The organism is Propioniciclava sp. MC1595, assembly GCF_017569205.1.
Classification (GTDB): domain Bacteria; phylum Actinomycetota; class Actinomycetes; order Propionibacteriales; family Propionibacteriaceae; genus Propioniciclava.
This window is the reverse complement of record NZ_CP071870.1, coordinates 2,149,041-2,163,983: the sequence shown is the minus strand read 5'-3', so window position 1 is coordinate 2,163,983 and position 14,943 is coordinate 2,149,041. Positions and strand designations below refer to the sequence as shown.

15 protein-coding genes are annotated in these 14,943 nt (G+C 71.5%); 8 read left to right on the top strand and 7 right to left on the bottom strand.

The genetic code is table 11. The features are described 5' to 3' along the window. Positions 1-3: 3 nt before the first annotated feature. Together nusA and J4N02_RS10260 are read left to right on the top strand one after the other, a co-directional pair. Entirely contained in the window at positions 4-972 is a 969-nt protein-coding gene (nusA, locus tag J4N02_RS10265; RefSeq protein ID WP_188332824.1) for a transcription termination factor NusA, read from the top strand. A 140-nt stretch (positions 973-1,112) separates the two neighbouring features. After that, the gene (locus tag J4N02_RS10260) at positions 1,113-1,730 is read left to right on the top strand and encodes a helix-turn-helix domain-containing protein (RefSeq protein WP_188332825.1); all 618 of its coding nucleotides are present in this window, start codon (positions 1,113-1,115) and stop codon (positions 1,728-1,730) included. A 34-nt stretch (positions 1,731-1,764) separates the two neighbouring features. Here the strand turns inward: J4N02_RS10260 and J4N02_RS10255 are convergent, their stop codons facing one another. From J4N02_RS10255 to J4N02_RS10245, 3 genes are all read right to left on the bottom strand, one after another. Continuing rightward, a complete protein-coding gene (locus J4N02_RS10255; RefSeq protein WP_188332826.1) occupies positions 1,765-2,355 on the bottom strand; it encodes a hypothetical protein in 591 nt (196 codons plus the stop codon). A 170-nt stretch (positions 2,356-2,525) separates the two neighbouring features. Continuing rightward, a complete protein-coding gene (locus J4N02_RS10250; RefSeq protein ID WP_208090929.1) occupies positions 2,526-4,148 on the bottom strand; it encodes a cation acetate symporter in 1,623 nt (540 codons plus the stop codon). Further along, positions 4,145-4,576 carry a DUF485 domain-containing protein gene (locus J4N02_RS10245; RefSeq protein ID WP_182815795.1) on the bottom strand — a complete coding sequence of 144 codons (432 nt, stop codon included), beginning with the start codon at positions 4,574-4,576 and terminating at the stop codon, positions 4,145-4,147. The genes J4N02_RS10250 and J4N02_RS10245 overlap by 4 nt, the downstream gene beginning before the upstream one ends. 155 nt (positions 4,577-4,731) lie before the next feature. Here J4N02_RS10245 and J4N02_RS10240 point away from each other — a divergent pair, with 155 nt between their 5' ends. The 6 genes from J4N02_RS10240 to J4N02_RS10215 all read left to right on the top strand — a co-directional run bounded on the left by J4N02_RS10240 (position 4,732) and on the right by J4N02_RS10215 (position 11,080). Next, on the top strand, positions 4,732-5,004 hold the full coding sequence (locus J4N02_RS10240) for a YlxR family protein (protein ID WP_243760774.1): 273 nt from the start codon (positions 4,732-4,734) through the stop codon (positions 5,002-5,004). Between the two features lie 138 nt (positions 5,005-5,142). Further along, on the top strand, positions 5,143-8,022 hold the full coding sequence (gene infB / locus J4N02_RS10235) for a translation initiation factor IF-2 (protein ID WP_188332841.1): 2,880 nt from the start codon (positions 5,143-5,145) through the stop codon (positions 8,020-8,022). 215 nt (positions 8,023-8,237) lie between these two features. After that, positions 8,238-8,687: a 30S ribosome-binding factor RbfA gene (rbfA, locus tag J4N02_RS10230; protein ID WP_182815799.1), complete on the top strand. Its 450-nt coding sequence runs from the start codon at positions 8,238-8,240 to the stop codon at positions 8,685-8,687. Between the two features lie 4 nt (positions 8,688-8,691). Next, positions 8,692-9,591: a tRNA pseudouridine(55) synthase TruB gene (gene truB, locus J4N02_RS10225; protein WP_188332842.1), complete on the top strand. Its 900-nt coding sequence runs from the start codon at positions 8,692-8,694 to the stop codon at positions 9,589-9,591. A 51-nt stretch (positions 9,592-9,642) separates the two neighbouring features. Beyond that, entirely contained in the window at positions 9,643-10,578 is a 936-nt protein-coding gene (locus J4N02_RS10220) for a bifunctional riboflavin kinase/FAD synthetase (protein WP_188332843.1), read from the top strand. A 49-nt stretch (positions 10,579-10,627) separates the two neighbouring features. Beyond that, positions 10,628-11,080, top strand: a complete 453-nt coding sequence (locus J4N02_RS10215) for a hypothetical protein (RefSeq protein ID WP_188332844.1) — start codon at positions 10,628-10,630, stop codon at positions 11,078-11,080. 64 nt (positions 11,081-11,144) lie between these two features. Here the strand turns inward: J4N02_RS10215 and J4N02_RS10210 are convergent, their stop codons facing one another. The 4 genes from J4N02_RS10210 to J4N02_RS10195 all read right to left on the bottom strand — a co-directional run bounded on the left by J4N02_RS10210 (position 11,145) and on the right by J4N02_RS10195 (position 14,755). After that, positions 11,145-11,654, bottom strand: coding sequence for a GNAT family N-acetyltransferase (locus J4N02_RS10210; RefSeq protein WP_188332845.1), 510 nt, complete (start codon positions 11,652-11,654; stop codon positions 11,145-11,147). A 193-nt stretch (positions 11,655-11,847) separates the two neighbouring features. Further along, positions 11,848-13,248, bottom strand: a complete 1,401-nt coding sequence (locus J4N02_RS10205) for an NAD(P)(+) transhydrogenase (Re/Si-specific) subunit beta (RefSeq protein WP_182815808.1) — start codon at positions 13,246-13,248, stop codon at positions 11,848-11,850. Then, complete coding sequence (locus J4N02_RS10200) at positions 13,245-13,547, bottom strand: NAD(P) transhydrogenase subunit alpha (protein WP_182815810.1); 303 nt, start codon at positions 13,545-13,547, stop codon at positions 13,245-13,247. The genes J4N02_RS10205 and J4N02_RS10200 overlap by 4 nt, the downstream gene beginning before the upstream one ends. 5 nt (positions 13,548-13,552) lie before the next feature. Then, the gene (locus tag J4N02_RS10195; protein WP_182815812.1) at positions 13,553-14,755 is read right to left on the bottom strand and encodes an NAD(P) transhydrogenase subunit alpha; all 1,203 of its coding nucleotides are present in this window, start codon (positions 14,753-14,755) and stop codon (positions 13,553-13,555) included. Positions 14,756-14,943: the final 188 nt, after the last annotated feature.

Below are 14,943 nucleotides of genomic sequence, written 5' to 3'. Positions count from 1 at the left end.
GACATGGACATCGACATGGCGGCGCTGCGCGCCCTGGAGCGGGACAAGGACATCCCGATGGAGGTGCTCGTCGGGGCGATGGAGGAGGCCATCCTCAACGCCTACGAGAAGTCCGGCACCGAGGTGAAGGGTGCCCGCGTGGAGCTCGACACCAAGACCGGCCGCTTCGCGGTGTACGCCCCGGAGCGTGACGAGGAGGGCGAGGTCGTCGGCTGGTACGAGGACACGCCCGAGGGCTTCGGCCGCGTCGCGGCCGCCACGGCGCGCCAGGTCATCTTCCAGCGCCTGCGCGAGGCCGAGGACGAGCAGAAGTTCGGCCACTTCTCCGCCAAGGAGGGTGACATCGTCACCGGCGTGGTCCAGGCCGACCGCGACTCGCGCACCGTGCGCGTCGACCTCGGCCCGCTCGAGGCGATCATGCCGCTGGCCGAGCAGGTGCCCAACGAGAAGTACAACCACGGGGACCGCATCCGTGTCTACGTCGTGGCCGTGCGCCGCGAGCCCAAGGGCCCGCAGGTAGTGGTGTCGCGCACGCACCCCAACCTCGTGCAGCGGCTGTTCCGCCTCGAGGTGCCCGAGATCGCCTCGGGCGTCGTGGAGATCAAGGCGCTCGCCCGCGAGGCCGGGTTCCGCACCAAGATCGCGGTCGTCAGCCACGACGCGAACGTCTCGGCCAAGGGCGCGTGCATCGGCCCCATGGGCCAGCGCGTGCGCGCGGTGATGAACGAGCTGGGCGGGGAGAAGATCGACATCATCGACTGGTCCGAGGACGGCTCGCGCTTCGTCGCCGAGGCCCTCTCGCCGGCCAAGGTGTCCTCGGTCACGGTGACCGACCAGTTCGCCAAGGCCGCCCGGGTGATCGTCCCCGACTACCAGCTCTCGCTGGCGATCGGCCGCGAGGGCCAGAACGCGCGCCTCGCCGCACGCCTCACCGGCTGGCGCATCGACATCCGCCCCGACACCCAGGCCTGACCGGCCGCTCGACCGCCGCCGCGGGCGGCCGAGCAGTACTGACACGGATCGCTCCCAACCTGATGCAGCCACGCATCAGGTTGGGAGCGATCGTCGTGTGGAGGTCAAGGACTGTCGGAGGCTCGCGCGAAGCTGCCGCCATGGGTGAGACGAAGCTGCTGGTGGACGTTCCCGGGCTGGTGCGCCGTGCGCGGCGCGAGGGTGATCTGAGCCAGCGCGAGCTGGCGGCGCTCCTGGGCGTGGACCAGGCGACGGTGTCGCGGTGGGAGACGGGGCAGGCCGTGCCCGACGTGCTGACATTCGCGCGGGTGCTGGCGCTGGGCGGTCTCGACCTCGCAGTGCTCGACGCCGAGGGCGAACCGGCCGTGCCGATGTCGGAGGCGCCGCCGCGCGACGGTCAGGGCCGGCACTACCCGGCGCACCTGGACCTGGGGGAGGAATACCACCCGGTGACCTGGGAACTGCGGCTCACCACGCCCCACCGGCGGCGCCGGGACGCGCGCCGGACCCTGTGCGTGGCTGACCACCCCACGCGGGCGGAGTTGGACGCGGCGCGGCGCCGGGGGCGGGAGGAGCGATGCGCGCAGCGGGTGGCAGAACTGCACGCACGGCGGGGGACGTGCGGGCACCCGCATACGGAGGAACCGCCCTGCTCCTGCCCGGTCGGGTGTGAGGAGCAGGCGCGGTCCCTGCCGGCGTGCGGGTGCCGGTGCGAGTCCGGGTGGCTGGGAGAAGGGCCGGTCGGGCTCGCGGGGTGACGGGTCAACGGGTGACGGTCACCGGGGGAGAGGATCAGCGGTTGCCGCGTCCCATCCCCTTGCCGTGGCCACCGGGGCCGCCCGGGCCACCGCCGCCGATGACGCCGGCCTCGACGGCCTTCTTGACCGCGTCGGCCTCGGTCTGGGTCAGCTTGCCGTCGGTGACGGCCTGATCGAGCCGGTCCTGCAGCGCGGCCGCGCGCTCGGCGTTGCGCTCGTTCTCCAGCGCGGTGAGTGCTTCGGTGACCTTGGCCTCGTCGACGCCCAGCGCCTTGGCCAGCTCCGCCGCGAGCTCGGCGCTGCGCTCCTCCTGCGTCGGGCGCGTGGTGGAGTCGTCGGCTTGGTGCGCCTCGCGCAGCGCGTCGTGCGCGGTCTGGAGGGCCTCGGACACCTTCGTCTCGTCGAGGCCGAGCTTCTCGGCGAGCTCGGCGGCCTGCATGCCGCCGCGGCGCTTCTCGCCGGCCTCCCCGCGCCCGCCCTGCTCGGACTGGTCCGCCTGGGGTGTGGTCGTCGTGGGCGCCGCCGTCGGGTCCGCCGCCTGCGCGAGGGTCGAGATCCCCGCGACACCCCCGAGGGCGAGGGCGGCCGTGCCGAGGGTCAGCCCGACCTTCTGGATGCTGTTCATGGTGTTTCCTTTCGGTGCTCCTTGCATGACCACCATTCAGCCGCTCGGATCTGTCGAGGGTCTTCGGCGTTCCTGTCAACGCCCTGTGAATGTGCGGACGGCCGGCCCCGGGGGGGGCCGGCCGTCCGTGGTGGGTCGGCGTGCAACGACGTCGGTGCACGCCAGCCTTCTCAGTGGGCGATGGCCTCGCCCGCGCCCGCACCGGTCATGGAGCGGACCTCCATCTCGGCCGCGAGCTCCTGGTCGCCACGCACCGGCGAGGTGATCGTGCCGATGTAGCCGGCCAGGAAGGCCAGCGGCACCGAGACGAGCGCCGGGTTGGTGAGCGGGAACCACGCGAAGTTGATCGCCTCGCCCAGCATCGCGGACTTGGAGCCCGAGATGGAGGGGGAGAACAGGATCAGGACGACCGAGCTGATGAGGCCGGTGTAGATCGACCAGACCGAACCGCGGGTGTTGAACCGGCGCCAGTACATCGTGTACAGGATCGACGGCAGGTTCGCCGAGGCGGCGACCGCGAAGGCCAGGGAGATCAGGAAGGCGATGTTCTGGCCGTTGGCGAAGATGCCGCCGACGATCGCCAGGGCGCCGATCACGATGGAGGTGATGCGGGCGACCTTGACCTCCTGCTCGGGGTCGGCCTTGCCGCCCTTGAGAATGGAGTTGTACACGTCGTGGGCGAAGGACGCCGACGCCGTGATCGTCAGGCCGGCGACGACCGCGAGGATCGTCGCGAAGGCGACACCGGAGATGATGCCCATGAAGATCTCGCCACCGAGCTCGAGGGCGAGCAGGGGGGCTGCAGCATTCGCGCCACCGGGGGCGGCGAGGATCGCGGCCGGGCCGACCAGCTTGGCGGCACCCATGCCGAGGACCAGCGTGATCAGGAAGAACACGCCGATCAGGGCGATGGCCCACACGGCGGAGCGGCGGGCCTCCTTGGCGGTGGGCACCGTGTAGAAGCGCATGAGCACGTGGGGCAGGCCCGAGGGGCCGGCGACCAGCGCGATCGACAGGGAGAGGAAGGACAGCTTGGTCCACTCGGAGGCGCCGTACTGCTGCATCGGGACGAGGAGGTCCTTGCCGTTGCCGTAGGCCGGGTCGAGGGCGGCAGTCTGGGCCTGCGCCATGAGGGCGGACAGGTTGAAGCCGTCACCGAGCAGGACGAGCAGGGCCATGATCGCGGCGCCGCCGACGAGCAGGACGGCCTTGATCATCTGGACCCAGGTGGTGCCCTTCATGCCACCGATGAGCACGTAGGCGATCATCAGCAGGCCGACCAAGCCGATGACGAGCGACTGCATGTTGCGGTCGGAGACACCGAGCAGCAGGGCGACGAGGCCGCCCGCGCCGGCCATCTGGGCCAGCAGGTACACGAACGAGATGACGAGCGTCGAGGTCGCGGCGGCGGTGCGCACGGGCTTCTGGTTCATCCGGAAGCTGAGGACGTCGGCCATCGTGTACTTGCCGGTGTTGCGCAGCGGCTCGGCCACGAGGAACAGGGCCACGATCCAGGCGACGAAGAAGCCGACGGAGTAGAGCAGGCCGTCGTAGCCGTACAGGGCGATGGCGCCTGTCACGCCCAGGAAGGCGGCGGCGGACAGGTAGTCACCCGTGATGGCCAGGCCGTTCTGGCGGCCGGAGAAGGCGGCGCCACCGGTGTAGAAGTCGGTGGCCTTGGACTTCTGGCGGGTCACGATGATGACGATGGCCATCGTGGCGACCACGAACAGGGCGAAGACGCCGATGTTGATCGCGGGGTTGCCGTACTGTGCGGTCTCCAAGAGCATCATGCGGACGCCCCCTTCTCGAGCTGGGCCTTCAGCGCGCCCGAGACGGGGTCGAGCTTCTTGTTGGCGAAGTTGACGTAGATGTAGGTCCACGCGTACACGACCGCGAACTGCAGCAGGCCGATCGTCATGCCGATGCTCAGCGACCCGATGAGCGGGGTCGCCATGAAGTCGACGGCGTAGATCGACAGCAGCACGAAGGTGAAGTAGGACACCAGGCCGGCGACCGTCATCGGGAAGGCGAACTTCCGGAAGGTCGACCGGAGGTTCTCGTACTCGGCGGTCTTGGACACGGCCACGAACGACTCGGTGGTCGGGGCCTCGTGGGGCTTCTCGGTGTGGACCAGCTCAGGCAGGGGCCAGTGGTCCTCGGGAAGGTGGAACTCGGTCTCGTCTTCCCACTTGTCGGGAGACTGATCACGTTGCGTCATGCAGGGCGCTCCTCACGGCGGCCGTGGGGCCCTCCTTGGCCCCGCTGGCAGAACGGTAAGGCATCCCCGAAAGAATCTCAACATCGAGATTGTTGATATCGAGTAACTTCTCACAGGGAGGTCTTGGCCCCATCCTCCATCGGTAGGCTGACGGGGTGCCAATCAGGATGTGCGTCGGGTGCCGCGTGAGTGCCGAGCAGGCCGAGCTGGTGCGCGTGGCCCCCACGGCATCCGGTCTGGTGGTGAGCCGCACGGCCCCCGGACGAGGCGCCTGGCTGCACCCCGGCTGCGGTGCCGCCGCCCTCAAGCGGCGGGCGATCCCGCGGGCCCTCAGGGCGGGCGCCGTGGACCCGGCCCAGCTCGCCGCCGTGGTCGCGCAGGTGGACGCGCTGGCCGCCACTTGGGCAAATCAGGGGTCCAGCGACTAGACTGGCGGACGCGCTTCGCGCAGCTCGTGCGCGAACACAACCAGAAGGTGGGCTAACGCTCATGACCACTCGATGAGTACCCAGAAATGAGCAACAACAACTAACTGGCCTGCGCGCTCGCGGGCCTGAAGGAGAGTAGTGGCCAAGGTCCGCGTCTACGAATTTGCCAAGGAGCATGGGCTCGAGAGCAAGGACGTACTGAAGACCCTCCAGGACATGGGGGAGTACGTCCGCTCGGCATCCTCGACGATTGAGCCGCCGGTGGTCCGGCGACTGACGGAGAAGTTGAAGTCCAGCCAGCCCGCGTCCGAGGCGTCCGCCCCGGCCCCGGCCGGCCCGTCCCCCAAGCCCGCAGCGGCTGCCCCGCGCCCCGGCGCCCCGGCACCGCGCCCGGCCGCCCCCCGTGCGGCGGCCCCGCAGGCACCCGCCCCGGCAGCGCCCCAGCCGCCGGCCCCCGCGCCCCAGGCGCCCGCCGCCCAGGCCCCCGCGACCCCGGTGGCACCCGCCCCGCAGGCTCCTGCACCGCGCCCCGCGGCCCAGGCTCCCGCGCCCGGCCCCCGTCCGGCCGCCCCGGTTCCCCGCCCGTCCGCGCCCGGCCCCCGTCCGGGTGCTGCGGGTCCGCGTCCCGGCGCTCCCGGCCCGCGTCCCGGCGGCACCGGTGGCCTCCCCGGCCAGCGGCCCGGCCGTGCGTCCGGCGCCCCGCGCCCGGGCAACAACCCGTTCGCGCCGAGCCAGGGCATGGGCGTCCGTCGCCCGCGCCCCGACGGCCCGGCCGGCGCACCCCGCCCGGGTGCCCCGGGTGCCGGACGTCCCGGCCTGCGCCCCGGTGCCGAGGGCGGCGCCCCGCGCATGCCCCGTCCCGGTGGGACCGGCGGCCTGCCCGGCATGCCGCGCCCGAACCCGGCCATGATGCCGCGCCAGCAGTCCACGCAGCTCTCGCCCGCCGGCACGCGTCCGGGTCGCCCCGGTGGCGGCCCCGGCGGCCCCGGTCGTGGGCGTCCCGGCGGTGGCGGCGGCGGTCCTCGTCCCGGCATGGGCGGTGGCCCGGCGCCGATGGGCGGTGGCGGTCGCGGTCGTGGTGGCCGTACCGGCAGCACCCAGGGTGCGTTCGGACGCGGGGGAGGCCCCGCGCGCCGTGGTCGGAAGAGCAAGAAGGCGCGTCGCGCAGAGTTCGACCAGATGGAGGCCCCGACGATCGGTGGCGTCCGCATCCGGCAGGGTGACGGCCAGAAGGTCCGCCTCCGTCGTGGTGCGTCGCTGACCGACCTGGCCGAGAAGATCGGCGTCGAGCCGGCATCGCTGGTGCAGGTGCTGTTCCACCTGGGCGAGATGGTCAACGCCACCCAGTCGGTGGCCGACGACACGCTGCAGGTGCTGGGTGCCGAGCTGAACTACGACATCGAGGTCGTCTCCCCCGAGGACGAGGACCGCGAGCTGCTCGAGTCGTTCGACATCGAGTTCGGCGAGGACTTCGGCGACGAGGACGACCTCGAGTCGCGCCCGCCGGTGGTCACCGTCATGGGTCACGTCGACCACGGAAAGACCAAGCTGCTCGACGCGCTGCGCCACGCCAACGTGGTGGCGGGCGAGGCCGGCGGCATCACGCAGGCCATCGGTGCCTACCAGGTCGCGACCGAGGTTGGCGACGAGGAGCGTCGCATCACCCTGATCGACACCCCCGGTCACGAGGCGTTCACCGCCATGCGTGCCCGTGGTGCCAAGTCGACCGACATCGCCATCCTGGTGGTAGCGGCCGACGACGGTGTGATGCCCCAGACGATCGAGGCCCTCAACCACGCCAAGGCGGCCGACGTACCGATCGTGGTGGCGGTCAACAAGATCGACAAGGAGACCGCGGACCCGGTCAAGGTTCGTGGTGAGCTCACCGAGTACGGCCTCATCCCCGAGGAGTACGGCGGCGACACGATGTTCGTCGACGTCTCGGCGGTCACCCGCCAGGGCCTCGACAACCTCCTGGAGGCCGTCGTCCTGACCGCGGACGCCGCGCTCGACCTGCGCGCCAACCCCGACATGCCCGCCCAGGGCGTGGCGATCGAGGCGCACCTCGACAAGGGCCGCGGCCCCGTGGCCACCGTCCTGGTGCACCGCGGCACGCTGCGCACCGGTGACTCGATCGTCGCGGGCTCGGCCCACGGCCGCGTGCGTGCGATGATCACCGACTCGGGCGAGACCGTCGACGAGGCCCCGCCCTCGATGCCGGTCCAGGTGCTCGGCCTCACGTCGGTCCCCGGCGCGGGCGACAACTTCCTGGTCGTCGACGACGACCGGATGGCCCGCCAGATCGCCGACAAGCGGGAGGCCCGCCAGCGTGCGGCCCTGCTGGCCAAGACGACCCGGCGCAAGACCCTCGACCAGCTGTTCGAGCAGCTGGAGAAGGGCGAGACGCAGGAGCTCAAGCTCATCCTCAAGGGCGACTCGGCCGGTTCGGTCGAGGCGCTGGAGGACTCGCTGGCCAAGATCGAGGTCGACGACGAGGTCTCGCTGCGCGTCATCGACCGCGGTGTCGGTGCCATCACCGAGACCAACGTGTCGCTGGCCGCGGCGTCCGACGCCGTCATCATCGGCTACAACGTCCGCGCCCAGGGCAAGGCCACGCAGATGGCCGACGCCGAGGGTGTCGACATCCGCTACTACTCGGTCATCTACGCCGCGATCGATGAGGTGGAGGCCGCCCTCAAGGGCATGCTCAAGCCCATCTACGAGGAGAAGACCATGGGGCAGGCGGAGATCCGCGAGATCTTCAAGAGCTCCAAGTTCGGCACCATCGCCGGCTGCATGGTCCTCGAGGGTCACATCAAGCGCAACGCCAAGGCCCGCCTCCTCCGCGACGGCGTGGTCATCACCGAGACGTCCATCGCGTCGCTGCGGCGCGAGAAGGACGACGTCACCGATGTCCGCGAGGGTTACGAGTGTGGTCTCACGCTCCACAACTACAACGACATCAAGCACGGCGACATCGTCGAGACGTACGAGATGGTGGAGAAGCCGCGCGACTGAGTTCGAGTGGTGCTGGGGGGCGGGGCGTCCGGAACACGGGTCCCGCCCCCTCGCGCGTCCGGCTCCTTCGTCGCCGGACTGCGAGGATGCCCGACCGAACCCTGACCCGTGTTCCGGACGCCCCGCCCCTGCCCCTTCCGTCGGCGCGCGGGTGCGGGTGGGTGCTCGGGCCCCTACTAGACTGCTGATTCCGTTCGAGAAGAGAGGACCCGACCATGGGGAACCCCCGGTACATCAAGGTGGCCGAGCAGATCAAGGTGATCGTTGCCGAGCTCCTCGAGCGGCGCATCAAGGACCCCCGCCTGGGTGAGTTCGTGACCGTCACCGACGTGCGCCTCACCGGCGACGGCCGCGAGGCCACCGTGTTCTACACCGTCCTGGGCGGTGAGGAGCAGCGCGCCGGCACGGCCGCGGCCCTCGCATCCGCCAACGGCATGATCCGCTCGACGGTCGGCAAGCAGCTCGGCATGAAGTTCACCCCGACCATCGCGTTCGTCCTCGACGCGGTGCCCGAGAGCGCCGCCGAGATGGAGGCCCTGCTCGCCCGCGCCCGGGCGCAGGACGCCGACCTCGCCGCCCGCTCCGCCGGCGCCACCTACGCCGGCGAGGCCGACCCGTACAAGAAGCCCCACGAGGACGACGACGTCGACCCCGACGAGGCCTGAGCCGGTGGCCGAACCCGCGCTGCTCGTCGTCGACAAGCCCGGCGGCATCACCAGCCACCAGGTCGTCGCCCGGGCACGGCGGGCCCTCGGAACCAAGAAGGTCGGGCACGCCGGCACGCTCGACCCGATGGCGACCGGCGTGCTGGTCCTCGGCGTCGAGAAGGGCACCCGCCTGCTCGGTCACCTGCTCCTGACGACCAAGACCTACGAGGCCACCATCCGCCTCGGGCAGGCCACCAACACCGACGACGCCGACGGCGAGGTCACCGACGCCCCCGGCGCGACGCTGGCGGAGGTCGGGCCGCGTCTGCAGGCGTCCGTCGCCGCCCTCACGGGCACGATCCAGCAGGTGCCCTCGAGCGTGTCGGCGATCAAGGTGGGCGGCCAGCGGGCCTACGCGCTGGCCCGCAAGGGCGAGGACGTCCAGCTCGCCGCCCGCGAGGTCACGGTCTCAAGCTTCGACGTGCTCGACGTGCGCGAGACCGCCGCCGAGGGCGTGCGGGTCGTCGACATCGACGTGGTGGTCGACTGCAGCTCGGGCACCTACATCCGGGCCCTCGCCCGCGACCTCGGCGCCGCGCTCGGCACCGGCGGGCACCTCACCGCGCTGCGGCGCACCCGGGTCGGCCCGTTCGGCCTCGAGCACGCCACGTGGGACGCCGTGCTGCCCGAGCTGGCCCCCGGCGAGCTCTTCGACGTGCGCTCCTACCCGCTGGCAGACATCGCCCCCTTGGCCTTCGCCACCGTCGAGGTGGACGCCGAGGCGGCCCACGACGTCGGCTTCGGCCGCCCGCTGGCGCTGGACGTGCCCGCGGACCCGACCGCGCTGGTCCACGACGGCCGCCTGCTGGCCCTCTACCGGCCCGCGGACGCCGGGTCGGTGCCGGTCGCGGTGCTGGTCTAGGCTTGCGCGTTGTACTGTGGCGGGGGCAATCGCGAGGGAGAGGAACCGGAGTTGACACGGTCCGTGGTGGTGATCGGCAACTTCGACGGCGTGCACCCGGGCCACCAGCAGGTCCTGGCCGCCGCCCGCAAGGCCGAGCCGGGCGCCCCCCTGGTCGTGGTCACCTTCTGGCCCCACCCGATGGCCGTGATCCGCCCTGACGGCGCCCCCAAGCTGCTCACCAACCTCGAGGACCGCGTCGCCCTCCTGCGTCGCGCCGGCGCCGACGAGGTCCGCGTCCTGGAGTTCACCCGTGAGCTCTCCCAGCAGAGCCCGGAGCAGTTCGTCGAGCAGCACCTCCTGCCCCTGGACCCCGTCCGGATCGTGGTGGGGGAGAACTTCCGCTTCGGCCACCGCGCCTCCGGCACGGTCGGGACGCTTGCCGACCTTGGGCGCGGCCGCTTCGAGGTCACCGGGCTCCCGCTGGTGCACGTCGGCGACGAGGAGACGTGCAGCTCCGCCGTCCGCGAGGCCCTGGAGGCCGGGGACGTGCGCCACGCCGCCGAGCTGCTGGGGCGTCCCTTCCGGTTCCGCGGCTCGGTCTCGCACGGCGACAAGCGCGGCCGCGAGCTCGGCTTCCCGACCGCGAACCTGCCGGTCCCCAAGGAGTACGCCTGCCCGGCCGACGGCGTGTACGCCGGCTGGGTCACCCGCCTCGACGGCCTGGACGCCCACGGGGCCCCGCTGCCCGACGGCCAGGAGGCCCCCACGTGGCCGGCCGCGATCTCCGTGGGCAGCAACCCGACCTTCGACGGCCACGACCGCCGCGTGGAGAGCTTCGTCCTCGACCGCGACGACCTCGAGCTCTACGACGCGCCCATCGCCGTCGACTTCTGCGCCCGCATCCGCGGCCAGGTGAAGTTCACCGGGATCGAGGCGCTCATCGAGCAGATGGACGCCGACGTCGCCGCGGTGCGCACCGCGCTGGCCGAGCACCCCTGTCGCTGAGGCCCACGAGGGTCTTCCGCCCGGCGCGCCCCGGGCGCACACTGGTGCCATGGAGCTCATCGGGTTCCTCGCCGTCGCGGCCCTGACGCTCGCGGGCGTCCTGCGCATGAAGAAGCGCCACGCCCGCCGCTCGGCCACGCCGCTGGGCCTCGACCCCGCCGACGCCGCCGAGCTGGACGCCATCGCCCAGCGCGTCCTGTGGGAGCGCCTGGGCGAGCGGTCGTCGGCCCTCGCGGCCCGGCTGCGGCTGGTCCTGACCCGGGGCGTCCCTCCCCGCGGCCTGGCCCCCGTCGCCGAAGGACAGCCGTGGCGGCTCACGTTCGCCGACGGCACGGTCGTCGAGGTCACTGCCCCCCGGCGGGCCGACCTGGTCGAACTGCTGCTCTGCCTCACCCTGGGCGAGGTCACCCTCGTCGGGCACCGCTTCGTCGGTGACGACGTGGTGTTGGCCTTCGCCTCGGGGGACCGGGTGGTCCGGGTGACCGCCGTGGGCGTCCCCTGAACCTGCCCCGGACGAGCGACAGGGCCCCACCCGCGCACGGGTGGGGCCCTGTTCGTTCGCCGGGTCAGCGCATCAGCAGCGACTTGCGGTAGATGGCCTCGATCGGGTCGTCGGTGCCCTCACCCTCGCCGTCGATGACGGACATGTTCAGGGCGCTGCGGTGGTCGCCGGTGGGCGTGTAGCCCAGGCCGATGTACAGCGGGATGGCGGCGGGGTTGTCGGGCGTCACGCCGAGGAAGACCTCCTCGTAGCCGAGCTCGCGGGCCAGCTCCTCCAGGTGCTGGGTCATCTTGGCGCCCAGACCCATGCGGCGCGCCTGCGGGAACACCCACAGCAGCTTCATCTCGGGGACCAGCGGGGTGCCGTCGTCCTCGACCGTGTCGAGGATCACGCGGCCGGAGACCTTGCCGTCGATCAGGCCGACCACGACGTAGTAGCCCCCTGCGGCCTGCTTCTCGAGGTAGGACGCCGAGTGGCCCTTGGTCTTGGCTGTCTCGTTCGCCTCCAGCTCGGGCAGGTCCTCGGCGGTCGCAAGCCTCGTCTCGATCTGCGGCGTCTTGGGTGCCTCGGTCATTGTCGCCCTCCCTCGCTCGTGCACCGACGTGTGCCCACCCAGTCTGTCGGATGGGGCGCGAAACGCAAGTCCGTCTTGCCCGCCGGAAGGCCATCGTGACGGTCGCCGGAAGGTGCCTTGGCCCCGCGTCCACCCGGGGGAACGCCGCGGCGCCCACCGCTTCCGCGATGGGCGCCGACGACGGTCGTGGGGCTCAGCTGAGCTCCTTGACGTGGGTCACCACCTCGGCGATCGCCTGCTGCGCCGAGCCGTACAGCATCGAGGTGTTGTCGGCGAAGAACAGGGCGTTCTCGATGCCGGAGTAGCCCGCCCCGCGGCCGCGCTTGATGACGATGCACTGGCGGGCCTTGTCGGCGTCCAGGATCGGCATGCCGTAGATGGGGCTGGACTTGTCGGTGCGGGCGACGGGGTTGACCACGTCGTTCGCGCCGATGACCAGGGCCACGTCGCACAGCGGGAAGTCGGAGTTGATCTCGTCCAGGTCGAAGATCTGGTCGTAGGGTACCCCGGCCTCGGCGAGCAGCACGTTCATGTGGCCGGGCATGCGGCCCGCGACCGGGTGGATCGCGAACTTCACGTCGACGCCCTCGGCCTCCAGCAGCTTGGTCATCTCGTAGACCTTGTGCTGGGCGCCGGCCACGGCCATGCCGTAGCCCGGGACGATGATGACGCTCTCGGCGTAGCGCATCATGGCGGCGGCGTCCATGGCGGACACCTCCTTCATGGTGCCCTCCATGCCGCCCCCGGCCTGCGCCTCGCCCGTGATCGGGGCGAACAGCACGTTGGTCAACGGCCGGTTCATGGCCTTGGCCATGAGCTGGGTCAGCAGGGTGCCTGCCGCGCCGACCACGATGCCGGCGATGATGAGCGCCGGGTTTCCCAACACGTAGCCCTCGAGGCCGACGGCCAGGCCGGTGAACGCGTTGAGCAGCGAGATCACGACGGGCATGTCTGCGCCGCCGATCGGGCTGGTCAGGGCCAGGCCGAGGATGAGCGCCATGGCGAAGAACGCGATGACCAGCAGCGGGTGCGGGCCCCACACGACGATGGCGATGCCCAGGCCCAGCGTGACCAGCGAGTGCACCACGTTGCCGAAGTTCTGGACCGGCCAGCGCACGGCCTTCTTCATGACGCCCTGCAGCTTCGCCCACGCCAGCACCGAGCCGGAGAACGCCACCGAGCCGATGAAGGCGCCCAGCATGGCGAGCACGGCGTGCATGCCGGTGGGGGGCACGGGGCGGGTGAACTCGACCGCGGCGATGAGGGCCGCGGCGCCGCCGCCCATGCCGTTGTAGATGGCGACCATCTGCGGCATGTCGGTCATCTTCACGACGTTGCCCAGCCAGGCCGCCACCCCGGCGCCGATGGCGAGGGCCACGATGCACAGGATCAGGTTGACGCGCTTGTCGGCGGCGAAGTAGGCCAGGCCGCCGTCCTCGCCCGGGATGAAGAAGGTGGCCACGGTGGCCAGCACCATGCCCACGCCGGCCCACTTGATGCCGGCCGCGGCCGTCTTGGGCGAGCTCATCGCCTTCAGGCCGAAGATGAACAGGATGGCGGCGACCAGGTAGACGCCGTTGAGGACCCAGCTCATGCCGCGGCCCCCTTCTTGGAGTCGCCCTTGGCGGTGAACATGCCGAGCATCCGCTCGGTCACGACGTAGCCACCGGCTGCGTTTGCGGCGCCCAGGAGGACCGCGAGGAAGCCCAGCACCAGCTGGACCGGGGTCTCGGCGTGCACGAGCGCCCACATCGAGCCCACGAGCACGACGCCGTGCACGAAGTTCGAGCCCGACATCAGCGGCGTGTGCAGGATCACCGGCACGCGGCTGATCACCTCGTAGCCGACGAACGCGGCCAGGATGAAGATGTACAGGTACAACAGGTCCATCATGGCGATCAGGCCTCCTTGCCCTCGGCGCTGTCGGTGGTCGGTGCGGGGGCGGACGCCGCGGGTGCGGCTGGGGCGGGGGTCGGGTCGGGCAGGCCGAGGACCTTCGCGACGCCGGCGTGGACCACCCGGCCGCCGTGGGTCAGCGCGGTGCCCGCGATGACCTCGTCGGTCCAGTCGATCGTCAGCTCGCCGTCGGTGATCATCGGCGTGGTGAAGTTGAGCAGGTTCTTGGAGAACATCTCCGAGGTGTGCACCGGCATCCGGCCGGGCAGGTTGACCGGCCCGACGACGCGGGCGCCGCCCACCAGGACGTCCTTGCCCGCGACCGTGCCCTCGACGTTGCCGCCGCCCTCGGCGGCCATGTCGACCACGACCGAGCCGGGCTTCATGGCCTCGACCATCGCCCGGGTGACGATGACCGGCGCCTTCTTGCCCGGCACCGCGGCGGTGGTGATCAGGACGTCGGCCTCGGCGACCGCCTTGGCCAGCGCGGCGCGCTGCTTGTCGATCTCCTCGGCGGTGAGCTCGCGGGCGTAGCCACCCTCGCCGGCGGCGCTGACACCGGTGTCGACGAACTTGGCGCCCAGGCTCTCGACCTGCTCGCGGGTCTCGGGGCGGACGTCGTAACCCTGCACCATCGCGCCCAGGCGCTTGGCCGTGGCGATGGCCTGCAGGCCGGCGACGCCGGCGCCGATGACGAGCGCCCTGGAGGGGCGGATCGTGCCGGCGGCGTAGGTGAGCATGGGGAAGAACTTCGGGGCCCGGGCGGCGGCGATCAACACGCACTGGTAGCCGGAGGCCGACCCCTGCGAGGACAGGATGTCCATCGACTGCGCGCGCGAGATGCGGGGGAGCAGCTCCATGGCGAAGGCCGTGACCCCCTTCTCCGCGAGGGCGGTGGCGTGCTCGACCGACGCGTAGGGCGTCAGCAGGCCCATGAGGACCTGCCCGGGCCGCAGGGCGGCCTGGTCGGCCGCGGAGAGGTTGCCGATCGTCCAGATGACGTCGCTGCCCGCGATGACCTCGGCCGAGGTGTCGACCCAGTCGACGTCCCCGAGGGAGGCGGGCGTGGCGAACGCGGCGTCCGTGGCGCCGCGCTGCACGAGCACGCGCGCGCCGAGGCCCGCGAGCTTCTTCACGACGTCACCGACGATGGGGGAGCGGGTCTCGTGTTCCGCACTGGCGGGGATCCCGATCACGACCGTCATGTGCACTCCTTTGCGCTGGTGACGCGCTCAGGCTACTACTCAGCGTCGTTTTCGAGGAATCTCACGACGTGGAGAAGTTTCAACTCCGACGACCGTGACCCGGGGGCGGCATCGACCGGGCCACGATTCGGCCGAAGCGGTCGGCGTCCGGTAGAGTGGCTCCTCGGCGTCAGGACGCCCGCGGAACA

What these genes read in the sequence shown, in the direction of transcription:
- rbfA (WP_182815799.1), top strand. Translation starts at nt 8,238, where the DNA reads ATGGGGAACCCCCGGTACATCAAGGTGGCCGAGCAGATCAAGGTGATC.
- J4N02_RS10245 (WP_182815795.1), bottom strand. Translation starts at nt 4,576, where the DNA reads ATGACGCAACGTGATCAGTCTCCCGACAAGTGGGAAGACGAGACCGAG.
- J4N02_RS10250 (WP_208090929.1), bottom strand. Translation starts at nt 4,148, where the DNA reads ATGATGCTCTTGGAGACCGCACAGTACGGCAACCCCGCGATCAACATC.
- J4N02_RS10255 (WP_188332826.1), bottom strand. Translation starts at nt 2,355, where the DNA reads ATGAACAGCATCCAGAAGGTCGGGCTGACCCTCGGCACGGCCGCCCTC.
- J4N02_RS10260 (WP_188332825.1), top strand. Translation starts at nt 1,113, where the DNA reads ATGGGTGAGACGAAGCTGCTGGTGGACGTTCCCGGGCTGGTGCGCCGT.
- J4N02_RS10200 (WP_182815810.1), bottom strand. Translation starts at nt 13,547, where the DNA reads ATGATGGACCTGTTGTACCTGTACATCTTCATCCTGGCCGCGTTCGTC.
- J4N02_RS10205 (WP_182815808.1), bottom strand. Translation starts at nt 13,248, where the DNA reads ATGAGCTGGGTCCTCAACGGCGTCTACCTGGTCGCCGCCATCCTGTTC.
- J4N02_RS10195 (WP_182815812.1), bottom strand. Translation starts at nt 14,755, where the DNA reads ATGACGGTCGTGATCGGGATCCCCGCCAGTGCGGAACACGAGACCCGC.
- J4N02_RS10215 (WP_188332844.1), top strand. Translation starts at nt 10,628, where the DNA reads ATGGAGCTCATCGGGTTCCTCGCCGTCGCGGCCCTGACGCTCGCGGGC.
- nusA (WP_188332824.1), top strand. Translation starts at nt 4, where the DNA reads ATGGACATCGACATGGCGGCGCTGCGCGCCCTGGAGCGGGACAAGGAC.
- J4N02_RS10210 (WP_188332845.1), bottom strand. Translation starts at nt 11,654, where the DNA reads ATGACCGAGGCACCCAAGACGCCGCAGATCGAGACGAGGCTTGCGACC.